This window comes from Clostridium zhoujianii, assembly GCF_051590805.1.
Taxonomy (GTDB): Bacteria; Bacillota; Clostridia; order Clostridiales; family Clostridiaceae; genus Clostridium.
In genome coordinates this window covers 2,326,526-2,353,282 of sequence record NZ_JBPUTF010000001.1, presented here as the reverse complement: position 1 = coordinate 2,353,282, position 26,757 = coordinate 2,326,526, and the positions used below count along the sequence as shown (strand labels likewise).

Genomic DNA, 26,757 nt, shown 5'->3' with positions numbered 1-26,757 from the left:
AGAGACATGAATTTAAGAAGTAATGATATAAATATTTTCAAAGATAAATCTAAAAGGATACTTTTATTTACTATTACATTTGTAGTTACGTATTTTCTGCTTATTACAGCAGTAGCTCCTAAAAAATATGATTTAAAAGAAGGAGATATTGCTAGGGTAGATATTAAGGCTTCTAGGGAAACTGTTGATGAGAAAGCATCTGAGGAGAAACTTAATGAAGCCTTGGCTAAGGTGGATGAGCAATATACCTTAAGGGTAGATGTTAAAAATCAGGCAGAAGCGAATATTAAAAATTTATTTGATAAATTAAAATCTTTAAATATAACAACTATGGAAGAGGCTGAAAAGATTGACTCAATAAAGAAGCTTGAAGGAATCAAGGTTGGAGAAGCAGAAAGTAAGATTTTAATACAAATACCAAAAGAGAAGATTTCAGAAATTGAGTTAGGTGTTACTGAAGGTATTCAGGCTGCTTATGAAAAGAATATAGAGGATGGAAATCAAGAGCAATTATTAGAAGCTAAAAAGATTGCATCTGATAAAATTGATGAATTAAATTTAGATTCTTCAACCTCAAGTATGCTAAAAGCTTTGGTGAGTAATCAAATAAAACCAAACTTCTTTAAAGATAAAGAAAAAACTGAGGAAAAGATTAAAGAAGTTCAAAAAAACACTCCTAAGGTAGTTATAAAAAAGAATCAAACTATTGTTAAGGAGGGTGAACCTGTAACTGAGAGGCAAATTCAGATATTAAAAGACTTAGGTCTATTAAATGAAAATTCAGGAAAAGGATTTTTATTGTTATATTTGATATTGGCTGTCTTTCTAGGGTTAATATTAGTAATACAAAATATGTATGTTTATAAAAATTATAAAAATATATATTCTGATTTTAAAAAGCTTGTTCTAATAAATTTACTTAATGTTATGTCATTAGTATTAGCAAGAACTGTTAGTTTAGCATCGCCATTTTTAATACCAATGACTTGTGCTCCTTTATTAATAACATTATTGATTAACTATAAGATTTCATTATTTGTGAGTTCTGTAAATGTAATTTTAATTGGGGCCATGGTAGGATTTGATCCTCAGATTATTTTATTAGCGATTTTAAGTAATTTGTTAGGGGCTACTGTTCTTAGAAAAATGCAACAAAGAAATGATATTCTATATGCAACAATATATATTTCTGTATTAACTGCAGTATTAAGTTTTTCAACTGGTATAATTTTATCCAGTAATTTAAAGGAGATATTGATAAATAGTACATTTACTGTAGTGGGTGTTGTACTTGCAGGTATACTAGCAATAGGAATATTACCATTCTTGGAAGCAACTTTTGATGTGGTAACAACCCTAAGTTTATTAGAACTAAGTAATCCTAATAGTCCATTATTAAAGAAGCTATTAATGGAAGCACCAGGGACTTATCACCATAGTATGCTTGTAGCTAATCTTGCGGAGATGGCTGCAGAAGAGGTTGGAGCTAATCCAGTAGTAACAAGAGTTGGTGCTTATTATCATGATATAGGTAAAACTACTAGGCCATATTTCTTTAAGGAAAACCAGCTAAGTAAGGAGAATCCTCATGATAAGATAACAGCAAACTTAAGCACATTAATCATTATTTCTCATGTTAAGGATGGTTTGGAGTTAGCACGAGAATATAAGTTACCAAGAGTAATTCAAGACATTATAGCAGAACATCATGGAACAACATTGGTTAAATATTTTTATTATACTGTAAAAAATAATGCTGAGAATCCTGATGAGGTCAAGGAAGAAGATTTTAGATATCCAGGCCCAATTCCAAGTAGTAAAGAATCTGCAATTTTAATGCTTGCTGACTCTACAGAAGCTGCTGTTAGATCTATTAACGAACCAACAAAGGGTAAAATTGAAGAAATGGTTAATAATATAATTAAGGATAAGCTTAATAGTGGTCAGTTAGATAATTGTGACTTGACTTTAAAAGATTTAGGTAAGATAAGAAAGTGTTTCTTAAAAGCATTAAATGGAATATATCATCAAAGGATTGAATATCCAACAGAAAAAACAAGAAGTTTAAAATAATAAAGGGGGATGAGTATTTTAAACTCGTCCCTTATTTTAGATAGGAGATTAAAATGATTTACGTAGATAATAGACAGGGAAAAATAGAAGTTAATGATAAATTAGTTGAAGAACTAAAAAATACTATACTATTTGCATTGAAAGAAGAAGAGGTAGAGGTTCCTTGTGAGATTTCATTATTATTTGTAGATAACGAAGAAATAAAGGAGATAAATAATGAAAATAGAGGAATAGATAAGGAAACGGATGTATTATCCTTTCCAATGTTAGAATTTCCAGAAGGAAAAGTTTTTAAAGAGGTATATAAAGATTATAAGTTTGACGAAACTTATATGGATGGAGATGAGTTAGTTTTAGGTGATATTGTATTATCTTTAGAGAAATCTTTAGAACAAAGCAAAGAATTCAACCATTCCTTTGAAAGAGAGTCATCATATTTGGTAGTTCATTCAGTTTTACATCTATTAGGTTATGACCATATAGAAGATGAAGAAAAGAAAATTATGAGATCTAGGGAAGAAGAAATTTTAAATAAATTAAATATAACAAGGTAATATTATTGATTAAGAGGGTGATTATGTATGAGGTTAAAGAAACTAGTAGATAGTTTTAATCATGCTATAAATGGTGTCATAGATACGGTAAGAACTCAGAGGAATATGAAAATACATTTATTAGCATCCCTTGTGGTACTAATAGCATGTTTTTCTTTTGATGTTTCAAAGGTGGAATTTCTAATCTTAGCCATAACTATAACTATGGTGGTGGCAGCTGAAATTATAAATACAGCAATTGAAGCAGCTATAGACATGACAACAAATTACTATCATCCTTTAGCTAAAGTGGCAAAAAATGCTGCAGCTGGAGCGGTTCTTATAACTGCGATTAATGCCATAGTTGTAGGCTACGTAATATTTTGGGATAAGTTATCAAATATATCATATGTAGTTGTTCATAAAGTAAAAAATTCGGAACCATATACTATTTTTATAGTTTTAGTTATTGTTTGTATAGCTACAATTATAGCTAAGGCAATATTTGGTGAGGGAACCCCTCTAAAGGGTGGAATGCCAAGTGGTCATAGTGCACTAGCTTTTTCAATTGCTACAGCTATTGCTTTAATTACAGAGGAGCCAACCTGCATAATGTTGAGCTATTTGATGGCTTTTATTACAGCACAGAGTAGAGTTGATTCAGAAGTTCATTCACTATCAGAAGTGGTGGTTGGAGCGTTATTTGGACTTCTTTTGACCTTGCTTATATTTACTATATTTAAGATATGAATAAAGAGAGTTAACTCACTTTGTAATTTTCTTTTATAATGTTATAATATAAAATACACATAATAGAAGTAGAGTATACTATATAAAGTAATTATTAGCTTCTGCTGGAGTTTCCTTAATAGGAATATACTACTCCATCTAAAGCTTAGAAGAACTAATTCATGGGATAATTATTATTTCAATTATGCTGGAGGATGAATAATGGATAATAGAGAATTAATACTAAAGGCAATAGAAGCTAGAGAAAAGGCGTACTGTCCCTATTCCAACTTTAAGGTTGGAGCAGCAGCTCTTTTTGAAGATGGGAAAATATATACAGGATGTAATATTGAAAATGCATCTTATGGAGCTACAAATTGTGCCGAAAGAACAGCAATATTTAACGGGGTATCACAAGGGAATAAGAGCCTTAAAGCAGTAGCTTTAATTGGTGATATAAATAACTTTACTTACCCATGTGGAATATGCAGACAGGTTATCTCTGAATTTGCTGCAAATGGGGATATAAAGATATATATTGTAAAAAATGAAAAAGAAGTATTAGAAAAAACTCTAGATGAGATAATGCCGGGAACTTTTACGAAAAAGGACTTGGGCAATTAAGGAGGCAGAATGTTTAAATCAGGATTTGTAACAATAGTAGGAAGACCTAATGTAGGGAAATCAACATTAATGAACTATATAATGGGGGAAAAGTTATCTATTGTATCTAATAAACCACAAACAACAAGAAATAATATACAGACAATTTTAACTACAGATAATTATCAGATAGTATTTGTAGATACACCGGGTATACATAAACCAAAGCATAAGTTAGGTGAGTATATGGTTAATTCAGCTAAAGAGTCAATGAAGGAAGTAGATTTAGTATTATTCCTTACTAATCCAGATGATGAGATTGGGAGAGGGGATAAATTCATACTTGAATCATTAAAAAATTCTAAAGCACCAGTATTCTTAGTATTAAATAAGGTTGATGAAAATACTCAAGACAGGGTAGCAGGATCATTAGCTTTATTTTCACAAGAATTTAGCTTTAAGGAGATAATACCTATTTCAGCCCTTAAAGGTAAGAACGTTGATACATTACTTAAACTAATGGTAGAAAACTTACCAGAGGGGCCACAGTATTATCCAGAAGATATGATAACAGATGTTCAAGAGAAGTTTGTGGTATCAGAAATTGTTAGAGAGAAAGCATTAAGAACTCTAAGAGATGAAGTACCCCATGGGATAGCTGTAGATGTTATCCAAATGAAGCAAAGTGAAAATGGAACATATCATATTGAAGTTGACTTAATATGTGAAAAGGATTCTCACAAAGGGATTATCATAGGAAAAAATGGTCAGAGTCTAAAGAAGATTGGTGAGACTGCTAGATATGAACTTGAAAGATTCTTACGTACTAAGGTTAATATCAAGATTTGGGTTAAGGTAAGAAAAGAATGGAGAGATAACCAAAATTTATTAAAAGAATTAGGGTATAAGAGAAAAAAATAATTATGGGGGATGGTATTTCTGTCACTATTTAAGTGTAATGGGGTAGTAATCAAGACCCTAGATTTTAAAGAAAATGATAAATTAGTATGGCTATATACAGAAAACTTAGGAAAAATAACTACAATAGCAAAGGGGGCAAAGAAGAGTAAGAGCAAATTCTTATCAATAACTCTTCCACTATGCTACGGCGAGTATATGGTCTTTAAAGGGAAGAATATGTTTAATTTACAAGAAGGAAAGATAATAAACTCTTTTCAAGGATTATTGGATAACTTAGATAAACTTACATATTCTTCGTATATTTGTGAACTTATAGATATAGCTGTATTAGAAGGCGAAACTAATAGGTGGTTATTTAAAGAATTTATTACAACTTTATATTTATTAAGTACTGATGCAATAGATTATGGACTACTTATACGTTCCTTCGAGTTAAAGTTATTAAAAGCTACCGGATATGGTTTAGTTTTAGATAGTTGCACTTTATGCAAGAAAAAAATATCACTATCTAATTATATTAGCTTATCTTATTATGGTGGTGTTTGTGATGAGTGTAGTAAGGAACATGGATTATATCTATCAAAAGGAGCCTATAATGCATTAAAGTACCTGTCTAATACTTCTTCAGATAAAATTTATAGATTGAATCTTTCTGAAGATATAAAGAAGGAAATAGAAAAGGTAACGACTTTTATAATTTCCTCTAACTATTCAAAGAAACCTAAAAGTTTAGAAATGCTAAATTATTTAAAGGAGTGATTAAGGATGCAAGAAATTTCATTAGAGAAGGTTGATCAAGTAAAAGAAAGAACAGGGGTTACTTATGGGGAAGCAAAAGCTGCACTAGAAATTACTAATGGAGATGTTTTAGAAGCAATAATCTATTTAGAAAAGAATTCAACTATTAATAATAATGTTGAAGAAGAAACTTCAGAAAATATGAGTGAAACTGTAGAAGAATTTAAGAATTGGCTAAAGGAAATTATTAAAAAAGGAAATGTATCTAGAATTAAGGTCAGAAAAGATGATACAGAATTAGTAGATGTACCGGTTAATGCAGGGATAGCAGCAACTGTAATAGCTATTATTATTCCACCAATATTAGCCTTTGGTGTTATAGCAGCAGTGGCTACAAAATTAACTATAGAAATTACTATGGTTGATGGAACAGTTCAAGTTGTAAATAAATATGTATCAGAAGCAGCTGAGGATGTTAAAGGAAAAGCATCAATATTTGCAGGGCAAATAAAAAATAAATTTAAAGAAGTAAAAGAAGAAGTGAAAAAGGGAAGTGAAGATAAACAAAAGGTATATACAGGGGATGAAACTGTATACAGCTATACTGTTAATTTTGAGGATGAAGACAAAAGTAATAGGTAGAAAAAGGAAGTAAAAGCGTTAAAAATGATAAATATTAAAGATAAATAAGGAATATTAGACTAATTTGAGTGATTTTTCTGAAAATTAAGTATAGTCAAACTACAATTACGTGGTATAATTATACTGTAGTTGGAAAAGTCTCTACAATCTGAATAGTCTGAATATTCCTTATATCTTGAGAAAGAGGGATTGTAATGAAGTTGTCAGATAGGCAAGAGGAAATAATAAAGCTAGTTAAACAAGGACAGCCTGTTACAAGTGAGGCATTAGCTGAAAAACTTGGTGTTACAAGAGCAGCACTTAGAGCGGATCTTGCAATACTTACTATGATAGGAGTATTAGATGCAAGGCCAAAGGTAGGGTATGTATATTCTGACAAGCCTAAGAGTAATCTTCTACTAGATTACATAAGTAACATCAAAGTATCGGATATAATGTCGAAACCATCTATTATCAACGAAAGTACTATGGTATATGATGCAATCGTATACCTATTTCTAAATGATGTTGGCACAGTATTTGTTGAAAATAATGGATGTTTAGTTGGCGCAGTTTCAAGAAAAGACTTTTTAAAAATAGCAATTGGAGGCACAGATATACATAAGGTGCCTGTAGGTGTAATTATGACAAGAATGCCTAATATAATTTGCGGAAGTCCTGCAGACAGTGCGTATGATATGGCAAAAAAAATCATAGAACATGAGATTGATAGCATACCAATAGTAGAGAAGATTGAATCAGAAGGGGATAGAGAGCAATACAAGATAATAGGTAAGGTGTCCAAGACCAATATTACCAGGTTATTCGTGAAAATGGGTAAGAGCGAATAATATTAATTATGCAACTATCGGAGCGATAGAAAGTTCTGTTAGTATATATATCTAAATTGTATTGAACGGAGGAGTATTGAGATGGAGAAAAAGTACGTTTACCTTTTTAGTGAAGGGAATGCATCAATGAAGAACTTACTAGGGGGTAAGGGAGCAAATTTAGCAGAAATGACTACACTAGGAATTCCAGTTCCAAATGGATTTACAGTTACAACAGAAGCTTGTAACAAGTATTATGAGGATGGAAAAGTTATATCTCCTGAAATATTGGAACAAATCGAAGCAAGTATCAAAGAACTAGAGAAATCAAGTGGTAAGGAATTTGGTAGCGAAGAGGATCCACTACTAGTATCAGTTAGATCAGGTGCTAGGGCATCAATGCCAGGTATGATGGATACAATTTTAAATTTAGGTTTAAATGATAAGGCTGTAGAAGTTGTAGCAAAGAAGACTAATAATCCAAGATTTGCTTATGATTCATACAGAAGATTTATTCAAATGTTCTCAGATGTTGTAATGGATATAGAAAAGAGAAACTTTGAAAATAAAATTGATGAAATGAAAGAAAAAAAGGGAATAGAATTTGATACAGACCTTACTGCTGATGATTTAAAAGAATTAGTAGTACAGTTCAAAGAATTATACAAGAAAGAAAAAGGTGAAGATTTCCCACAAGATCCAAAGTTCCAATTAATTGAGTCAATAACTGCTGTATTTAGATCATGGCATAACCCAAGAGCTATTGTTTACAGAAGGTTAAATGATATTCCAGGGGAGTGGGGAACTGCAGTTAACGTACAACAAATGGTATTTGGTAATAAAGGTGATACATCAGGAACAGGAGTTATATTCTCAAGAAATCCTGCTACAGGTGAAAACAAAATATATGGAGAGTATTTAATGAATGCACAAGGTGAAGATGTTGTTGCAGGAATAAGAACTCCAAAGCCAATCTCAGAACTTGAAGATCAAAATCCAGTGATATACAAAGAACTAACTGATATAATTAATAAACTAGAAACTCACTATAGAGATATGCAAGATATGGAAATAACTATTGAAGAAGGAACCTTATATTTCTTACAAACAAGAAATGGTAAGAGAACTGCTCAAGCAGCGTTAAAGATAGCTGTAGATTTAGTTGAAGATGGTACTTTATCTAAGGAAGAAGCAATATTGAAGGTTGATCCTAAACAGTTAGATTCTTTACTTCATCCAGCATTCCATACTGATGAATTAAAAGAAGCAACAATCGTTGCAAAAGGGCTTCCAGCATCTCCAGGAGCTGCATGTGGTAAAATAGCATTTACAGCTAATGAAGCAAAAGAAAGAGCAGAGAAGGGTGAAAATGTTGTTCTAGTAAGACTTGAAACATCACCAGAAGATATTGAAGGTATGATTGCTGCAACAGGTATATTGACAGTAAGAGGGGGAATGACTTCCCATGCTGCAGTTGTTGCAAGAGGAATGGGAACTTGCTGTGTTGCAGGTTGTGGTGAGTTAAAAGTTAATGAAGCAAATAAAACAGTAACTATAGCTGGAAAGACTTACGGACAAGATGATTATATTTCAATAGATGGTTCAACAGGAAATATATATGCACAAGCTGTTAAAACAGTAGCACCAGAAATAACAGGACATTTTGCAACATTCATGGCATGGGCTGATGAGATAAGAAAATTAAAGGTTAGAGCTAATTCAGACACACCAAGAGATACTAAGCAAGCAATTGAATTTGGTGCAGAGGGTATTGGTTTATGTAGAACTGAGCATATGTTCTTTGCAGAAGATAGAATAATGGCTGTTAGAGAAATGATAGTTGCTAAAAATGAAGAGGAAAGAAGAAGAGCGTTAGATAAGATTCTTCCAATGCAAAGACAAGACTTTATTGAAATATATGAAGCTCTTGAAGGAATGCCAGCAACTATAAGATTCTTAGATCCACCACTACATGAATTCTTACCACATAGTGATGAGGAAATTAAAGAATTAGCTTCACAAATGGGATTAAGCTTCGAAGAGTTAAAGGCAACAGTTGATGGCTTACATGAAGTTAATCCAATGATGGGACATAGAGGATGTAGATTAGCTGTTTCATATCCTGAAATTGCTGAAATGCAAACAAGAGCTGTTATTGAGGCTGCTATAACTGTTAAGAATAATAATGGTTATGATGTGGTTCCAGAAATAATGATTCCATTAGTTGGCGAAATCAAAGAGTTAAAATATGTTAAGGATATAGTGGTTAAGACTGCAGAAACAGTAATGGAAGAAAAGGGAATTAACATTGAATATCATGTTGGAACAATGATTGAAATTCCAAGAGCAGCACTTACTGCAGATGAAATTGCAAAGGAAGCTGAGTTCTTCTCATTTGGTACAAATGATTTAACTCAAATGACTTTCGGTTTCTCAAGGGATGATGCAGCAAACTTCTTAGGTGCATATTATGATAGTAAGATATATGAACAAGATCCATTTGCTAAATTGGATCAAACAGGAGTAGGAGCTTTGGTTAAGTTAGCTGCGGAAAAAGGTAAAGCTACAAGACCAAATATTAAGCTTGGAATCTGTGGAGAACATGGTGGAGATCCATCATCAGTTGAATTCTGTCACAATGTTGGACTTGATTATGTTTCATGTTCACCATTTAGAGTTCCACTAGCAAGGTTAGCTGCAGCTCAAGCACAAGTTAATAATAAGAGATAGTAAAAAATAAACGGACCTGCTTTATGCAGGTCCATTTTTATTATTTAATTAAGTTGGGGTTCCAATTGATAGAATTCATGTTATAAACAATATTATTCGCAAATTCAAGTTGGTAATCCACTCTTATATTTGACTTTGTTAATAAGGTTAAAAATGAATTTTTATTACATTTCTTTATATTCTTATAATAATCCCTTGATATTTTCCAAAATTTTTGTGGGAAGCAGATATAGGAAATAATATATTTCAAATCTGAAGTTGTTAAAGGCTTAATTGAGTTATAAGCCTTGATAACTGAAGTAGCAATCTCTATATTCCATGCAGTATTATCCCTTTTTAATAATCTTCTTAGAAAATAGGAAATATCATGGGAACAGTAATCATTTTTACATTTATCAAAATCGATTAACCAAACTTTATTATCAGGAGAGAAAATAATATTCTTATTTACATAATCACCATGGCATAAGGAAGTAGAAAGTTCATACCTATCAATTTCTGAAGAGATTTGAAGGGAGATTTTCGCTAGCTCCAGATTTTTATCGAAATTTGAGAGGAATTCCTTAGAGAACTTATCCTTATGCTGAAAGGCTAAATTTGAAGTGGTTAATAGTTGTTCAAAATGGTTTAGTGTAGATATGTATAAGTCATCGTAACCTTCTCTTATTGAACTCATTGGTATTGGGACAAAGGAATCTGAACATTTATGCATTTTTGCTAATTCTAAAGAGGAAGAGATTACATGATTAATATCATCGAAATCGCATTTTATGCCTTCAATCCAAGGGGTAAGTATGAATAACATATTATTATAGGTAACAAATCTGCCCTTATTTATAGATGGAAGTAGCTTTGGGACATTTAAATCATGCCTATGAAGCCATTCTAATGCAGAATAAACATATAGTAAATCAGATTTAGAAAAGTAAACTTTTTTCAAACAGTAACTTTGATTGTTAAAATCAACTTTATAAACAGCTCTTTGCTTTTCTGTATCTTTAAATTTAACCATTGCCACTTCAGCTAATTTTAAGTTGTAGGACGGCAAAACCTTTTGTTTTATATTATCAATAGAAAAAATTGTTTCTTTTAAATTAGGTATCATATTACTCATAAAAATCTCCTTATAAAATTACTCACTACTATGATATTATTACTATTCTATAAATATAATAAGATAATTTTATTGAATATCAAAAAATAAGGAATATATTATTTGGTAATATGCAAATAATATTTACAGGTTATAAATAAAGGATTTAAGAGATATGTATAGAAATATAGATAGGAGGTGATATTATATGAACGTAAGGGAAAGAATTGAGAGTTTTGAAAGATTGACATTAGATAGAGGAGCAACTATGTCTGAGAAATCCTTAGGACGAAGAGTAGAGGAAGAAAAAGATAAAGTTAGAACTTGCTTTATGGTAGATAGGGATAGAATAATTCACTCAAAATCCTTTAGACGTTTAAAACATAAGACTCAAGTTTATATAAAGACCTTCGGAGATCACTATAGAACAAGATTAACACATACACTGGAAGTGTCACAAATAGCCAGAACTATAGGGATTGGAATTGGGCTAAATGAAACTCTTATTGAAGCAATATCATTAGGGCATGATCTTGGTCATGTAGCTTTTGCACATAATGGTGAAGAGGTATTAAATGAATTTCTGGTAGATGGATTTAGGCATAATGAACAAAGTGTTAGAGTAGTTACTAAACTTGAAAAGAATGGCCAAGGATTAAATCTCACAGAAGAAGTTCTTGATGGAATTCTTCATCACAGTGGGCTTAGAAATAGAAAAGTGGATAAAGGAGCTAGAACATTAGAAGGTAGAGTAGTTCAATATAGCGATAAAATTGCATATATTAATCATGATATAGATGACTCAGTTAGGGCAGGTTTATTATCAGAGGAACTCTTACCAAAAGAGATATTGAAAGTTTTAGGGAAAACACATTCACAAAGGATAGAAACTTTGGTTGTAGACTTAATAAATACTTCTAGAATGAATTTAGAGAATGGAATAAATCAAATTGGATTAAGTAATGAAATTGAAGATGCAATGAGAGAACTTAGATCATTCATGTTTAAGAATGTTTATCTTTGTGATGAGCTTAAAGAAGAAAGAAAAAAGGCAAAGTTCATTTTGAGGCAACTTATAGATTACTATATGGAACATATAGAATGCATGCCAGAATTATATAAAGATATTGCTGAAAAAGAAGGTAAGGAAAGAGGAGTAGCTGATTATATAGCTGGTATGAGTGATGATTATTGTCTAAATCAATTTAATCAAATTTTTGTGCCTAAATTGGTAATATATTAAATAAAAGAATAAATTACCAGAGTTTAAGGCAAGATAAGTGAGTTAAAAGAAGTTTTGATAAATATTTTCTAAAAATAGAAGGAAAAGATAACAAGATGTCGAATAATATATAAATTGTTGAAAAAAATTTTTTTGTAAGGAGGGAGAGTAACTCCTTGCGTATTTCAGAAGAAATCATAGAAAGAGTAAAACAAGAGAATGACATCGTAGATGTAATATCAGAAACAGTAAGACTAAAAAGGTCTGGTAGGAATTATATGGGGCTTTGTCCATTTCATAATGACAAATCACCATCATTTTCAATTTCTCAAGATAAGCAGATTTATAAATGTTTTTCTTGTGGAGAAGCTGGGAATGTTATTACCTTCGTTATGAAGCAAAAAAATATGAACTTCATAGAAGCTGTAAAAACTTTAGCTGAAAAGGCTAATATTCCTCTTAATCTAGGCTATGAAGAACCTAGCCAAACAACAAAAAAGAAGGAATTACTGTATAAGGCAAATGTTGAAGCAGGAAGATTCTTCTTTGGTAATTTGATGGGAAATAAGCAGGCTAGAGAATACTTCGAGAATAGAGGAATAAAAGAAACAACCATAAGAAAATTTGGCTTAGGGTATGCTAAGGATGGTTGGAGCAATATAATCTATCATTTAAAAAAAAGAGGCTTTAATGACGAAATAATCCTTGAAGCAGGATTGGTGTCAAAGAATGAAAAAAAAGGTACTATATATGATAGATTTAGAAATAGGGTGATGTTTCCTGTTTTTGATATCAAGGGGAGAGTTATAGGCTTTGGAGGTAGAGTATTAGATGACTCTAAACCTAAGTATTTGAATTCACCAGAGACCTTGGTATTCCAAAAAGGAACAAATCTTTATGGATTAAATTTTGCTATTAAAAACAAAATGGAGGATAGGTATTTTATAATTGTTGAAGGGTATATGGATTGCATTTCACTTCATCAATATGGAATAACAAATGTTGTTGCGTCCCTTGGAACAGCATTAACAGTAAATCAGGCAAGGCTACTAAAGAGATATGCCGATAAGGTTATTATATCATATGACGCCGATGTAGCTGGTCAAACAGCTACTCTTAGAGGTCTTGAGATCCTAAGAGATGCAGGATTTGATGTTAGGGTATTATCTATACCACAAGGTAAGGATCCAGATGAATTTGTCAGATCAAATGGTAAAGAAGCCTTCCTAAAGTTAATTAAATCAGCTGCACCTTTAATTAGTTATAGATTAAAGAGAGCAGAAGAAGGAATTGATTTTAAGAATGAACAATCATTAATTAAGTATGGAGAGAGAGTAACTGATATTCTAGCTGATCTAAATCCAGTAGAGAAGGATGTCTATATAAAGAAGATATCTGAAGATACAGGATTAAGGGAACAGTCACTTTATGATTTGCTTTCTATGGCTAAAAATATAAAAGAAGAGCCTTTTATGAATAAAAAGGAAGAAATTGGAACAAAATTATATGTAGAGCCAGCTTATTTAAAAGCAGAAAAATCCTTAATTAAATTAATGCTTAAGGATGAGTATTATGAAGAAATAATCAAATCTATTTCACAAGAAGATTTTAATTTAGAAGCGCACAAAAAGATATTTTCTTTATTATGTAAGGGTAAAGAGGAAGAATCGACAAATCTTTCTTCTTATGTAGAAAGTGGTTGTGATGATGTTGAATCTTCTAAGGAATGGGTGAAGATTAAAGAGATTAATGTATTGGAAGCAAGTGATGGTCAAAGGCTTATAGGAGATTACATAAAAAAGATAAAATCATTTAAGCTTAATGAAAAGCTAGAGAGCTTAAAAAAGGAGCAAAGGGAATTGGAACAGAAGGGTATGATTGAGGAATCCATAAAACTTGCTATAGAGCTCAATAAGGTAAGAGCAGAGCTTAAGAGGGAGAGGGGTTAATGGTCATGGCGCAAGGAGGTAATAAAAATATGGCAGAAGAAACTAAGGCTAAGGCAACAAAAACTAATAAGGATAAAAAAGACAAGAATAGTAAGATGACCGTTGTTAAAAATTTAATAGAGAAGGGTAAGAAAAACGGTTCTTTAACATATAAAGAAATAATGGATGAAATAGAAAATATAGATTTAGGACCAGACCAAATTGAAAAGATTTATGAGGTTCTTGAATCAATGGGAATTGAGGTATCAGGTGAGGTAAATGGCGTAGCTGAAGAGTTAGAGGAAGAAGTTGATCTTTCAGTACCAGAAGGTATAGCTATTGATGATCCAGTTAGAATGTACTTAAAGGAAATAGGTAAAGTTCCACTACTTTCTTCAGAAGAAGAAATAAATCTTGCTCTTAGAATAGAGGAAGGGGATCAATATGCTAAGAAGAAATTAGCTGAGGCTAACCTTAGACTTGTTGTAAGTATTGCAAAGAGATATGTAGGTAGGGGTATGCTCTTCTTAGATTTAATACAAGAAGGTAATTTAGGTCTTATAAAGGCAGTTGAAAAGTTTGATTATAGAAAAGGATTTAAGTTCTCAACTTATGCTACTTGGTGGATAAGACAGGCGATAACAAGAGCTATTGCAGACCAAGCTAGAACTATAAGAATACCAGTTCATATGGTTGAAACAATAAATAAGCTTATAAGAGTACAAAGACAACTACTTCAAGAGTTAGGAAGGGATCCATTCCCAGAAGAAATATCTAAGGTTATGGATTTACCAGTTGAGAAGGTTAGAGAAATTCAAAAGATAGCTCAAGAACCAGTATCACTTGAAACCCCAATAGGTGAAGAGGAAGATAGCCACTTAGGAGATTTCATTCCAGATGATGAGGCACCAGCACCAGCTGAAGCAGCAGCATTTACTATGCTTAAAGAACAATTAATTAATGTCTTAGATACATTAACTCCAAGAGAGGAAAAGGTACTAAGACTTAGATTTGGTCTTGATGATGGTAGGGCTAGAACTCTTGAAGAAGTTGGTAAAGAGTTTAATGTTACAAGAGAAAGAATTAGACAGATTGAAGCTAAAGCTTTAAGAAAACTAAGACATCCATCAAGAAGTAAAAAGCTTAAAGATTATTTAGATTAATAATATACTTAGAAAAAACATCTGTTTTAGGACAGATGTTTTTTACTAATTAAGGAAAAGAGGATAGTTATGGAGTTAAGTAAAAGATTAGGCTTTATAGCAAAACACATAGATAAATGTGAAAGTATAATTGATGTTGGAACAGATCATGGATATATTCCAATATACGCTGTAAAAAATGGACTATGTTCAAGGGCTATAGCATCTGATATCAATAGGGAACCTGTAAAGAAAGCAAAATTAAATGTATCTTTAGAAGGTGTATCAGATGAAGTTGAGGTAAGATTAGGTGGAGGCCTAGAAACTGTAAATAAAGGTGAGGTTGAATCTGTAGTAATAGCTGGTATGGGCGGCAATCTTATAAGGGATATATTAGAGTCAGATAAGAGCAAGGTACCATTTTATAAGTTTTTAATACTTCAACCAGCTCAGAATCCAGAAGTTCTTAGAGAGTATTTATATACAAGTGGATATGAGATTATAGCTGAGGATTTATGCTATGATGAAGGCATATACTATGAATTATTTAAGGTTAAAAAGGGAATTGATAAACCTAATATAATGGAACCTATTTTTTATGAAATATCACCAGTGTTATTGAAAGAAAAGCATCCACTTATGTTTGATTATTTAAGTATTAAAGAGGAAAAATATAATAAGATATTAGGATTTATAAAGGATGATACAGAATCTGCAAAGAAGAGAAAAGAAGAATTAGAGATGAAGATTAAGGAAATAGAGGGATTTAAGGAAGAGGTGAAATAGGTGTCTATTAAAGTAAAAGATATAATTAAAGAAATGGAAGTACTAGCACCACCATTTTTGAAAGAAGATTTCGATAATGTAGGTCTTATGGTAGGAGAAAGAGGTAAAGATGTAAAGAAAGTTTTATTAGCCTTAGATTGTACTAAAGATGTAATTGAAGAAGGAAAAAATAATGGAGTTGATATGATTATAACTCATCATCCATTGATTTTTAGAAAACCTAGTAAGATTGTAAGAGAAGACCTGCAAGGGTGGAAAATAATAGAGCTTATAAAGAATGATATATCTCTTTATTCTAGTCATACAAATTTAGATTCTGCTAAAGATGGAATTAACCAGGAAATAGTAAAACTTCTTGGATTTAGCAATAGTAGAATTATTGAACCATCAAAGGTGATAGGTTATGAGAAGGCTGGCCTTGGGAGAATTGTAAAACTTGATGAATATGTATCTGTAGAGAGTATTATTAATTTGATTAAAGAAAAGCTAGGAATAAATAATCTTAGGGCTGTAATTGCTGCTGAAAAAGTGAGTAAAATAGCTATCATAAATGGTAGTGGTCAAGATTTCTTTAGCAAAGCTGTAAGAATGGGGGCTGATTGTATAATTACAGGAGACACTTCTTATCACTTTGCATCAGATTATAAAGAAATGGGGATTACAATATTAGATCCAGGACATTTCCCTACGGAGTGGATTGTTTTCTTAGAGGTTATGAAGAGAATAGAAGATAAGTTTCCAGACATTGAGTTTATACATTCAAAAGTCAGTGTAGATCCTTACGAGTTTTTATAGAGAATTGATATATTAAAAGGTAGATAGTTTTACTATCTATCTTTTAATTATTTTAATATATTTATGATTAATCTAGTATTTTTATTAAGACAATTATATATAGTAATATTAGAGAGTTTTAATAATAATTCTAAATAGTAATACTTTTTTCCATATAGTCAATATAATATTTAGTAATTTATAAGGAGGAGTAGCTATTAGTAAGGATTTTAAAAAATCATTTGAGGATATAAAGGATAATTTTGAAAGAGGTTATGGCAGAGGTTTTGGAAAATGGAAAAAGTGGCCTGTATTTTGCTTTATTAGTCCAGGGAAACTATGCATTTTAGGTGGTCTACTAGCAACATTATTACTTTGTGGAGTGGGCTTATACGGTTTAGTTGTAATAATATTATTAGTATTGTTGTTTATATTTGTACCTTAAGTTATAAAAGTAGCCCTTGTAATAAAATGATGGATGTGTTATCATAATCCTTGCGAGTAAGACATGCAATCGCTGCTAGCCTTTGAGCTAGGAGAGGAAAGTCGGGGCTCCACAGGGCAGGGTGCTGGATAACGTCCAGTCAAGGTGACTTGAAGGATAGTGCAACAGAGATATACCGCCTGCATTTGTAGGTAAGGGTGGAAAGGCGAGGTAAGAGCTCACCAGCGTGATGGCGACTTCACGGCTATGTAAACCCCACTTGGAGCAAGACCGAATAGAGAGGCACAATAGGAATTGCCCGTTCCGCCTCTGGGTGCGTCGCTTGAACCTATTGGTAACAATAGGTCTAGATAGATGATTGCTTAGAACAGAACCCCGCTTATGGCTTGTCTCGATCCATAATATAACAAGGTTTAGATATAAGAGGATATAAAAATCCCTTATATCTAAACCTTGTTATTTTTTATTTTATAAAAGATTAAGGCAGAGTCTTTATAATTTATGTTAAGTTATAAAAGATGATATTTAATAATTGTAATTTTAAATATTGATAAAAATTAAATGTTCTTATTATGTATATTTTATTTTAAAAGTAGAAAATTAAGAATCTCTATAGAGGAGTCTTTTTGTTTGAATTTTAAATGATAATTTTGGTAAATCCCTAGAAGTTCCACTAATTCTTAAATAAGAATTAGTGGAAGGAAAGGTATTAATAAAATTATTATTTTAAAATACCCTTTATAAAGCTTGGTTTAAACACTCAAGATCATCTCTAATAGATCTAACATCGTCATCTAGATCACATATATCACTTTGAATAGATCTTAAAATATTTTTTATTCTATTACTTAAGCAACAACGATCTTCATATATATCGTCTTCTAAATTATTAAATAAACTATTTAAACAGTTAATTGCTTCTGCAGTATTAGTTAATTGTCGTGAAAAAGCACCCATAGCTCTTTGAACTTTTTCATCACTTGTACGATTATTAAATCTTCTTCCACAACATCTGTCATTATTATTATTATTATTATTATTATTATTATTATTATTGTTATTATTACAGCTACAATTATTAGAATAACTTTCGCTATCTGGACAAGAGTTAAAGTTATTATTTCTGCTGTTGCGATAAGCCTCTGCTACTTCTGAATAGTAATTATTATTACTCATTTTTATTACCCCTCTTTTTTATGAATTTTGTTTCTCAATTTTTTTATCATTGGAGCCGCTTAATATATCTTATGTACATGCAAATAAAATGTGATACTTAAATAAGCTAAATTATCTTTTAGATAAAAATATTTAAAAAGACATTATTGGAGATAGGAGTATCTTTGAGAAAATAAGAGAATTTTAGATTTAAATCAGATAAATGATAATTTTTACGAGTTATTAACTAAAGATAATATAGATATGATATTAATTGATAGGATGTAAACATTTAAAAAACAATTAGTATAGGAAAATAAAGATATTAAATGAAAACAAATGAAAACCCTATATAAGTATTGTCGAAATTAACTAATGCTATGGAAAATGCTGAATTTTGAGTTAAAATCACATTGTTTAAGTATGGATTCAGAGTATAATTCAGTACAGGATTCAAATTTAAGGGGTGATGTATTATGAAGTGGATAGCTCTAGCTGTTTTAATTGGAGTATTCATTCTGGTATCAATTTATATGGGGAAATATATGTATAATGTATTATTTGGGACAAGGTCATTTGTTGATCCTGTAATGGATAAAGTAGATAATATTATATACAAGTTATCTGGTATAAAAGTAAAGGACATGAACTGGAAGGAGTATTTTAAAGCATTATTAGTTACAAATATTATTATGTTAGTTGTAGGATTTATAATTTTGATGACTCAACAATATGTTATTGGATCATCTAATCCATTGTTAGATATGAACTGGCACACAGCTTTAAATACAACAATTAGTTTTATGACTAATACAAATTTACAAGACTATACAGGGGAATTAAATTTAACTAATCTAACACAAATGATTATGATAACATTTATGATGTTTACTTCAGCAGCAACAGGGTTCGCTGCTTGTGGGGCATTTATAAAAGGAATAACAGGTAATCCATTAGGAAATTTTTATAGAGACTTAGTAAGAATTATAACAAGATTATTGATACCAGTTTCAATAATTGCTGCATTAATTATGATTTGGCAAGGGGTACCTCAAGCTTTTGAAGCGCATAAAGTGGTACAGACTCTTGAGGGAGAAACACAAACCTTGGCTTATGGACCAGTTGCATCTTTAGAGAGTATAAAGCATTTAGGAACTAATGGTGGAGGATTTTTTGGAGCTAACTCAGCACATCCATTTGAAAATCCAACACCAATTACAAATATGTTAGAAATTTTATTAATGATGTTTACCCCAGGTGCATATTTTTATGTCTTTGGAAAAGCAGCTAAGAATAAGAAAAATGGAGTTGCATTATTCTCTGCGGCATTAGTACTATTCTTAATGGTAATACCAGTTATATTCAATGCAGAAATGGGTGGAAGCACAGTGATGAATGAAGTAGGTATAACTAATACCCTAGGTAATATGGAAGGTAAGGAAGTGCGAAATGGAGTATTCGATTCAATTCTATTTTCAGTTGTAACAACTGCCTTTACTACAGGCTCAGTAAATAACATGCATGATTCATTAACTCCAATAGGAGGAGCTGTTCCTATGTGGAATATGATGCTTAACTTAGTTTTTGGTGGTAAGGGTGTAGGATTCATGAACTTAGTTGTTTATGCAATGCTAGCAGTATTTATATGTGGGCTTATGGTTGGTAGAACGCCAGAGTTCTTAAGAAGAAAAATAGAAGGAAAAGAAATGAAGATAATTGCAGCTATAATTTTAATCCATCCAATATTAATACTGCTACCAACAGGATTAGCCGCAGCTACAGGACAGGCATCCCTTGATGGGTATCATGGACTATCACAAATCCTTTATCAGTTTTGCACATCAGCGGCAAATAATGGGTCAGGATTTGAAGGGCTAGCAGATACAACAACATGGTGGAATGTGGCAGCAGGTATAGTAATGTTCTTGGGTAGATATGTATCTATGTTTTTATTATTATGTTTAGCAGGATCTTTAAAGGATAAAACTCCAGTTCCAGAATCAGCAGTATCCTTTAGAACCGATAAGCCTTTATTTGTAGGAGTTTTAATAGCTATTATATTAGTAATTGGGGCATTAACATTTTTGCCAGCCTTAGTATTAGGGCCAGGTGCTGAGTTCTTGACTATAGGTTAATTGGAGGGAAGAGAAATGGAAAATAAAAAGAAAAGCTTTATTACAAAAGCCATGATTAGGTCCGCAATTAAAGATTCATTTAAAAAGCTAGATCCTAGAGAGATGATTAGGAACTATGTTATGTTTGTGGCATATTTAGGAATGATAGTAACGGCAGTATTAACAGTATTCCCTCAAATAGTAGGGGAAGAGGGAAGATTATATAATGGAATAGTAACAGTTATAATATTCCTTACTATATTATTTGCAAATTTTGCTGAAGCAATAGCAGAAGGGCGAGGTAAAGCACAAGCAGATACTTTAAAGTCAACTAAGAAAGATACTAAAGCTAAGCTTTTAAAAGAGGGTGGAAAGTATATCTTAGTTAGTGCAGCAGAACTTAAGAAAGGGGATGTTGTTTTAGTTGAAGCTGGTGATATTATTCCAAATGATGGTGAGATTATTGAAGGATTAGCATCTGTAGACGAAAGTGCAATTACTGGTGAATCAGCAGCAGTTATAAAAGAAGCAGGCGGAGATTTTGCATCAGTAACAGGAGGGACAACTGTTATATCAGATTGGATTAAAGTTCAAATTACATCTGACCCAGGTGAATCATTCTTAGATAGAATGATAGCTCTTGTTGAGGGAGCTTCAAGAAAAAAAACACCAAATGAAATTGCACTTACAACTCTTTTAGTTGCCCTTACAGTAATATTTTTAGTAGTAATAGTTTCTTTATATCCAATAGCTAATTTTGTTGGTGTTAAATTAGAGGTATCAACTTTAGTAGCATTACTAGTATGCCTGATACCAACAACTATTGGAGGATTACTATCATCAATAGGTATAGCTGGGATGGATAGAGTAACTAGATTTAATGTTATAGCAATGAGTGGCAAGGCAGTAGAAGCTTGTGGAGATGTAGATGTAATGATCTTAGATAAGACAGGTACAATTACCTTTGGTAATAGGCTTGCATCTGATTTTATTCCTGTAGATGGAGTTCTAAAAGAGGACATAATTAAATATTCACTTATTACTTCAATTAAGGATACAACTCCAGAAGGGAAATCAACAATAGAGCTTGGAGAAAAGCTTGGTTTTACAGTTAGTGAATCAGAATATATTGGCGCTAAATTTATAGAATTTACAGCTCAGACAAAGAGTAGTGGAATGGATTTAGTAGATGGAACAAGAGTTAGAAAAGGAGCCTATTCATCAATTGTAGAGTTTGTAAAAGAAAATGGTGGTGTTATTCCCTTAGATTTAAAGGATAAGGTTGATAAAATATCTAAACTTGGTGGGACACCTCTAGTAGTAGCCAAAGAAAGTAAGATTTATGGAGTAATTTATTTAAAAGATACTGTAAAGCCAGGTTTAGTAGAGAGGTTTGCACAACTTAGGGAAATGGGAATTAAAACTGTGATGTGCACTGGAGATAATCCATTAACAGCCGCAACAATAGCTAAAGAAGCAGGGGTAGATAGCTATATAGCTGAATGTAAACCAGAGGATAAAATTGAAGAAATTAAAAAAGAACAAGCAGATGGTAAGATAGTGGCTATGACTGGTGATGGTACGAATGATGCTCCAGCCCTTGCTCAAGCAAATGTTGGACTTGCAATGAACTCAGGTACTACATCAGCTAAGGAAGCAGCTAATATGGTAGACCTAGATTCAGATCCAACTAAAATATTAGATGTGGTTGGAATTGGGAAACAGCTTCTTATTACAAGGGGAGCACTAACAACTTTTTCAATTGCTAATGATGTAGCTAAATATTTTGCAATAATACCTGCTATGTTCATGTTAGCAATACCACAAATGCATGTATTGAATGTAATGGGACTAAGTAGCCCTAAATCAGCTATAATATCAGCATTAATATTTAATGCATTAATAATCCCATTATTAATTCCAATAGCTTTAAAGGGTGTAAAATATACACCTATGAATCCAGAAAAAATATTAAAGAGGAATTTAAGCATTTATGGTGTTGGTGGCGTAATAGTACCTTTCCTTGGAATTAAGATAATTGATATTATTATTACTCCATTACTATCAATGATAGGAATGTAGGGGGGATATAAATGAGTGATTTAAAAAAAGCAATAAGATTAACTATAGTATTAACAATAATATGCGGATTAGCATATCCATTAGTAGTAACAGGGATTGGACAAGTTTTATTTACTAAACAAGCAAATGGAAGCTTGGTAGAGTATAATGGAGAGGTTGTTGGTTCTAAGTTAATAGGACAGACATTCAATGATGATAAACATTTTGTTGGTAGGTTATCAAATGTTGGATACAACATTTCAGAAGATGGTAAGGAGATGGATGCTACTTCAGGATCTGCAAATACTTCTCCATCTAGTCCTGATTTGAAGGAGAGGGTTGAAGCAGATGTTAAGGAATTCTTAGAGAGGAATCCTACTTTATCTAAAGAAGATGTTTCAAATGAACTTATATCACAATCAGGCTCAGGTCTTGACCCTCATATAACACCAAGAGGAGCAGAAATACAAATACCAAGAATAGCAAAGGAAACTGGATTAGCTGAGGAGGATTTAAAGGAACTTGTAGAAAAGAAGACAGATGGAAGATGGTTAGGATTATATGGGGAAGAACGTGTTAATGTTTTAGAGCTAAATATAGCAATCGAAGAAGCAATCAAGTAAATAATAACTTATGATATTGAAGAGAAATGTGTATAAAAATAAGCTAGTACTTATTTTTATACACATTTTTATTATAAAGAAATCTAATTAGCTCGGGTCATAGGGAACTACAATAACCTGAATGTTTTTAGCATGTTCCAGTAATTTATTTATGGTTGAACCTCTAAAAAGTCTTTGAATAGTTGTTCGTTTTGAGTGTCCTATTATAAGTTTAGTAATATGTTTTTCATGTGCAAATTTTATTAACTCATTAGAAACGGACCTACCCTTTAAGTTAACTATTGTTGCATCTAATTTTTCTGCCAAAGTTAAGCTATCTTCAAGACCTTTAACTAGGGTAGGAGTTTCTTTTGGAGATAAATTATGGGTACAATCTACATAAACAACATAAAAGGGACACTTCATTTTCTTTGCAAGTCGGGCTCCCACCCGTATTAATCTTTTAGATTTTGGATTTGAAGATATAGACACCATAATTCTTTCAGATGTATGCCAATTATCTTGAATTTTGTGATTATGCATATATTCTTCAAGATCTTCATCCACTTCATCAGCTATCTGTCTTAATGTAAGTTCTCTTAAAGCTGCTAGGTTACCTTTTCTAAAAAAGTTTTTAAGAGCTCTTTCTATTAAGTGATTTTTATAGATATTACCTCTTTGAAGTCTATTTCTTAAGGCATCTGGAGTGATATCCACTACAACTACTTCAGCATCTGATATTATTTTATCTGGAATAGTCTCATTAACTACTATACCGGTGATTTGTCTAACCATATCATTAAGACTTTCTATATGTTGAAGGTTAACAGTTGAGTAAACATTAATTCCAGCATCTAAAATTTCCAAGACGTCTTCATATCTTTTTTTATTTCTAGATCCAGGTGCATTATTATGGGCAAGCTCATCCACAAGAACTAATTTTGGATGTTTTGCAATAATAGCATCTACATCCATTTCACTTAAATTCATAGAATTATAATGGATTTTTTTTAAGGGTATAGAAGGTAAACTTTTCACTTGAGAAATTGTATCCTTTCTATCATGGCTTTCAAGATAGCCAATAACTACATCCTCACCACGATTAAATCTTCTGTTAGCTTCATTTAGCATAGTATAAGTTTTGCCAACACCTGGGGCATAGCCCAGGAAAACTTTTAGAATACCTTTGGATTCTTTTTTACAAGTTTTTAAAGCCTCCTCTGGAGTAATTCTATATTTATCTTCCATATGCTCACTTCCTTCTAAAAATTACCTATATAGCTATGGTAACCTAAGAAAAAGGTGATATCAATTAGTTAAACCCTGAGTAAATCTTATTAAAAGAACAATATTTTAAAGAAATGAGGGATAATCAAGCCTAGCAAGTCTTATTATTAAGGATTTAATGAGGGTGTAAAAATACATGTAAGTTAATATTTTCATATTAAGTATGATAATGTCTATTATAAAATAAAGATTCCTAATACAAGAATATTATGGTAAAATGTCATGTGGTGCAATAGCACACTAGGGAAATATTAAATTAAGATGAAGGGATTAAAGATGAAAAAAAGAAAACTAAAGGAAAAATTATTGCTTACATTTGTACCAGTTTACATTATAGGATGTATTGCATTAGGGGGAGCAGCTTATTTAGGAGCATCAAAAATAATTAATAAGAGTGATGAAGATATGATGTCCAAGCTTTCTATAGCTACAGCAGGAGAAATATCCCAGGCTTTAAAAGGGGAAACAAAAGTTCTTAAGGCATTTGGTGATACAGAATTAATGAAAGATGAAGATATTACTGTAGATGAAAAATTAGAGTTTTTAAGTAGCTTTGCAGGATCTAATGAATTTATTTCATTAGGGATTGCAGATATGAAAGGAGAAGCAAGATATATTTACGGAGAAACTGGAAATGTTGGTAATGAAGATTATTTTGCATCAGCAGTAGGGGGATATGAATATGTATCTACTCCTTTCAATAGTTCAAAATATGGAGACTCTGTAATGGTTTTTTCAGTTCCTTTAAAAAATGACGAAGGAAAAGTTTATGCAGTATTATTAGGGATAAAGAATTCAGGGGTACTAGATAATATAACTAGTAGATTAAACTTCTTAAGAACTGGATATGGATTTTTAATCAATGGTAATGGAGATATCGTATCACATAAAGAAAAAGAAATAGCGATTAATAGAACTAACTATATTGAAATGGCAAAGAGTGATAGTAGGTATAATGAGATAGCTAGTATGATTCAAGAGATGAAACAAAGAGTTCCGGGACAGGGGAAATATAAACTAGATGATAAGAATTATTTCTTAGCATATGCACCTGTTGAAATAGGAAGTCTATATATAGGGATAGTTGTAGAGAATAGTGAAATGTTAGTGGGCATATATAGATTAAGATGGATAATGGTTATTATAAGTTTAGTTATAGCAGTAGCAGTTATAGCAGTAGTTATAGTTTTTAGTAAAAAAGTTTCAGGGGGGCTAACATATATAGCAGATCATATGGCTAAGGTTGGAGAGGGAGATTTCTCTATTCCTATTGATGAAAAATATGAGTCCCTTTCTGATGAAGTAGGGGATATGTGTAGGTCATTAAAGGAAACACAAAAGGAGATAGGCCTTGTTATTGGAAAAACAAAGAACTCTGCTGGGATAGTTGAAAGTAGTTCAGGAACTTTAGTAACAATATCAGAGGAATTAGCAGCATTAACAGCTAATATATCTGAAGCTATTAGTGAAGTTGCAGATGGAGCCGTTAAGCAGTCAGGTAGTATAGAAGAAGTATTAAATAAATTAAATGAGCTTAGTAATTCTATAAATGCTGTAAAGAAGAATATTAATAGTATTCATGGAATGACTACTGAAATAGAGAGAAATTCAGAAAATAGTAATAATGATATGGAAGAGTTAATATCATCTGTATCTCAATTTAATTATAATTTCAAAGGATTTTATGGAAAAATATCAGATATCTCAGTTCATATTAAAGAGGTAAATGAGATAACTGATTTAATAAATAATATATCAGAGCAAACTAATTTACTAGCCTTAAATGCAGCAATTGAAGCAGCTAGGGCAGGTGAATCAGGAAGAGGCTTTGCTGTAGTAGCAGAAGAAATTAGAGGGTTAGCTGAAAGAAGTAAGGATTCTTCACAAAATATATATAATATAATACAGCTATTATTATCTAGTTTAAATGAGGTAATAACTGAGTCTGATAGCATGAAAGATGAATTGGATGAGCAAAGAGGAACTATAAATAATACAATTAAGTCCTTTGCTGAAATATCAGCTGAGGTAAAAAAAATACCAGTTAAAATTGGGGAAATAGTTCAAAGTTTCGAGATGATTTCCAATAACAAGGAAATTATAGTTGATGAAATAGAAACAGTTTCCTTTATATCCCAGGAAGTTACAGCAGCTGTTCAAGAAATTTCTGCTTCATCGGATGAACTACACAAATCCTCAGAAGAAGTAGCAGAAAGTGCTGAGAAGTTAGCTGAGCAAGCTATTGATTTAAATAATTTAGTAGAAGGATTTAGTGTATAACTTTAAATGGCCATGATTAGTCATGGTCATTTTCTATATAAAGTGTTAGATTATCTGTGATATAATATGATATAATTAAATATAATTTTG

21 protein-coding genes and 1 other RNA gene are annotated in these 26,757 nt (G+C 31.6%); 19 read left to right on the top strand and 3 right to left on the bottom strand.

Translation table 11 applies throughout. The features are described from left to right. Positions 1-6 precede the first annotated feature (6 nt). The 9 genes from ACSYT2_RS11075 (at position 7) to ppdK (ending at position 9,778) form a co-directional block, all read left to right on the top strand. The gene (locus ACSYT2_RS11075; protein ID WP_430855276.1) at positions 7-2,073 is read left to right on the top strand and encodes an HD family phosphohydrolase; all 2,067 of its coding nucleotides are present in this window, start codon (positions 7-9) and stop codon (positions 2,071-2,073) included. Between the two features lie 53 nt (positions 2,074-2,126). Next, on the top strand, positions 2,127-2,627 hold the full coding sequence (gene ybeY / locus ACSYT2_RS11070) for an rRNA maturation RNase YbeY (RefSeq protein WP_430855275.1): 501 nt from the start codon (positions 2,127-2,129) through the stop codon (positions 2,625-2,627). Between the two features lie 27 nt (positions 2,628-2,654). Further along, positions 2,655-3,356, top strand: coding sequence for a diacylglycerol kinase (locus ACSYT2_RS11065; protein ID WP_430855274.1), 702 nt, complete (start codon positions 2,655-2,657; stop codon positions 3,354-3,356). 201 nt (positions 3,357-3,557) lie between these two features. After that, positions 3,558-3,959 carry a cytidine deaminase gene (locus ACSYT2_RS11060; protein ID WP_438384781.1) on the top strand — a complete coding sequence of 134 codons (402 nt, stop codon included), beginning with the start codon at positions 3,558-3,560 and terminating at the stop codon, positions 3,957-3,959. 9 nt (positions 3,960-3,968) lie between these two features. Continuing rightward, on the top strand, positions 3,969-4,859 hold the full coding sequence (era, locus tag ACSYT2_RS11055; protein WP_430855272.1) for a GTPase Era: 891 nt from the start codon (positions 3,969-3,971) through the stop codon (positions 4,857-4,859). 9 nt (positions 4,860-4,868) lie between these two features. Further along, positions 4,869-5,618: a DNA repair protein RecO gene (gene recO / locus ACSYT2_RS11050; protein ID WP_430855271.1), complete on the top strand. Its 750-nt coding sequence runs from the start codon at positions 4,869-4,871 to the stop codon at positions 5,616-5,618. Positions 5,619-5,624: 6 nt separating this feature from the next. After that, on the top strand, positions 5,625-6,239 hold the full coding sequence (locus tag ACSYT2_RS11045; protein WP_430855270.1) for a DUF4342 domain-containing protein: 615 nt from the start codon (positions 5,625-5,627) through the stop codon (positions 6,237-6,239). A 194-nt stretch (positions 6,240-6,433) separates the two neighbouring features. Then, positions 6,434-7,069 (top strand): transcriptional regulator CcpN, encoded by a 636-nt coding sequence (ccpN, locus tag ACSYT2_RS11040; protein WP_430855269.1) that lies wholly within the window; start codon positions 6,434-6,436, stop codon positions 7,067-7,069. Positions 7,070-7,150: 81 nt separating this feature from the next. Beyond that, positions 7,151-9,778 carry a pyruvate, phosphate dikinase gene (gene ppdK, locus ACSYT2_RS11035; RefSeq protein ID WP_430855268.1) on the top strand — a complete coding sequence of 876 codons (2,628 nt, stop codon included), beginning with the start codon at positions 7,151-7,153 and terminating at the stop codon, positions 9,776-9,778. A 40-nt stretch (positions 9,779-9,818) separates the two neighbouring features. Here the strand turns inward: ppdK and ACSYT2_RS11030 are convergent, their stop codons facing one another. Then, a complete protein-coding gene (locus tag ACSYT2_RS11030; protein WP_430855267.1) occupies positions 9,819-10,892 on the bottom strand; it encodes a CotS family spore coat protein in 1,074 nt (357 codons plus the stop codon). A gap of 187 nt (positions 10,893-11,079) precedes the next feature. On the opposite strand from ACSYT2_RS11030, the gene ACSYT2_RS11025 reads away from it, so the two are divergent. The 6 genes from ACSYT2_RS11025 to rnpB all read left to right on the top strand — a co-directional run bounded on the left by ACSYT2_RS11025 (position 11,080) and on the right by rnpB (position 17,566). Beyond that, a complete protein-coding gene (locus ACSYT2_RS11025; protein WP_438384780.1) occupies positions 11,080-12,114 on the top strand; it encodes a deoxyguanosinetriphosphate triphosphohydrolase in 1,035 nt (344 codons plus the stop codon). Between the two features lie 155 nt (positions 12,115-12,269). Further along, the gene (gene dnaG, locus ACSYT2_RS11020) at positions 12,270-14,042 is read left to right on the top strand and encodes a DNA primase (protein ID WP_438384779.1); all 1,773 of its coding nucleotides are present in this window, start codon (positions 12,270-12,272) and stop codon (positions 14,040-14,042) included. A gap of 5 nt (positions 14,043-14,047) precedes the next feature. Continuing rightward, positions 14,048-15,184 (top strand): RNA polymerase sigma factor RpoD, encoded by a 1,137-nt coding sequence (gene rpoD, locus ACSYT2_RS11015; protein WP_430855761.1) that lies wholly within the window; start codon positions 14,048-14,050, stop codon positions 15,182-15,184. Between the two features lie 69 nt (positions 15,185-15,253). Beyond that, positions 15,254-15,949, top strand: coding sequence for a tRNA (adenine(22)-N(1))-methyltransferase (locus tag ACSYT2_RS11010; RefSeq protein ID WP_430855264.1), 696 nt, complete (start codon positions 15,254-15,256; stop codon positions 15,947-15,949). Beyond that, a complete protein-coding gene (locus tag ACSYT2_RS11005; RefSeq protein ID WP_430855263.1) occupies positions 15,950-16,744 on the top strand; it encodes a Nif3-like dinuclear metal center hexameric protein in 795 nt (264 codons plus the stop codon). A 477-nt stretch (positions 16,745-17,221) separates the two neighbouring features. Next, an RNA gene (rnpB, locus tag ACSYT2_RS11000) (RNase P RNA component class A) lies at positions 17,222-17,566 on the top strand. Positions 17,567-17,906: 340 nt separating this feature from the next. Here rnpB and ACSYT2_RS10995 read toward each other — a convergent pair. Then, the gene (locus ACSYT2_RS10995) at positions 17,907-18,344 is read right to left on the bottom strand and encodes a hypothetical protein (RefSeq protein WP_438384778.1); all 438 of its coding nucleotides are present in this window, start codon (positions 18,342-18,344) and stop codon (positions 17,907-17,909) included. A gap of 455 nt (positions 18,345-18,799) precedes the next feature. Between ACSYT2_RS10995 and kdpA the strand changes: the two genes are divergently transcribed. From kdpA to kdpC, 3 genes are read left to right on the top strand one after another with little or no spacing between them, the layout of a single operon-like run. Further along, positions 18,800-20,458 (top strand): potassium-transporting ATPase subunit KdpA, encoded by a 1,659-nt coding sequence (gene kdpA, locus ACSYT2_RS10990; protein WP_438384777.1) that lies wholly within the window; start codon positions 18,800-18,802, stop codon positions 20,456-20,458. A gap of 15 nt (positions 20,459-20,473) precedes the next feature. Beyond that, a complete protein-coding gene (gene kdpB / locus ACSYT2_RS10985) occupies positions 20,474-22,519 on the top strand; it encodes a potassium-transporting ATPase subunit KdpB (RefSeq protein WP_438384776.1) in 2,046 nt (681 codons plus the stop codon). A gap of 11 nt (positions 22,520-22,530) precedes the next feature. Beyond that, positions 22,531-23,121 carry a potassium-transporting ATPase subunit KdpC gene (gene kdpC / locus ACSYT2_RS10980; RefSeq protein WP_438384775.1) on the top strand — a complete coding sequence of 197 codons (591 nt, stop codon included), beginning with the start codon at positions 22,531-22,533 and terminating at the stop codon, positions 23,119-23,121. 87 nt (positions 23,122-23,208) lie between these two features. On the opposite strand, the gene ACSYT2_RS10975 is transcribed toward kdpC, so the two are convergent. After that, on the bottom strand, positions 23,209-24,348 hold the full coding sequence (locus tag ACSYT2_RS10975; protein WP_430855258.1) for a universal stress protein: 1,140 nt from the start codon (positions 24,346-24,348) through the stop codon (positions 23,209-23,211). Positions 24,349-24,663: 315 nt separating this feature from the next. Here ACSYT2_RS10975 and ACSYT2_RS10970 point away from each other — a divergent pair, with 315 nt between their 5' ends. Further along, a complete protein-coding gene (locus ACSYT2_RS10970; protein ID WP_438384774.1) occupies positions 24,664-26,667 on the top strand; it encodes a methyl-accepting chemotaxis protein in 2,004 nt (667 codons plus the stop codon). The last annotated feature ends 90 nt before the right edge of the window (positions 26,668-26,757 follow it).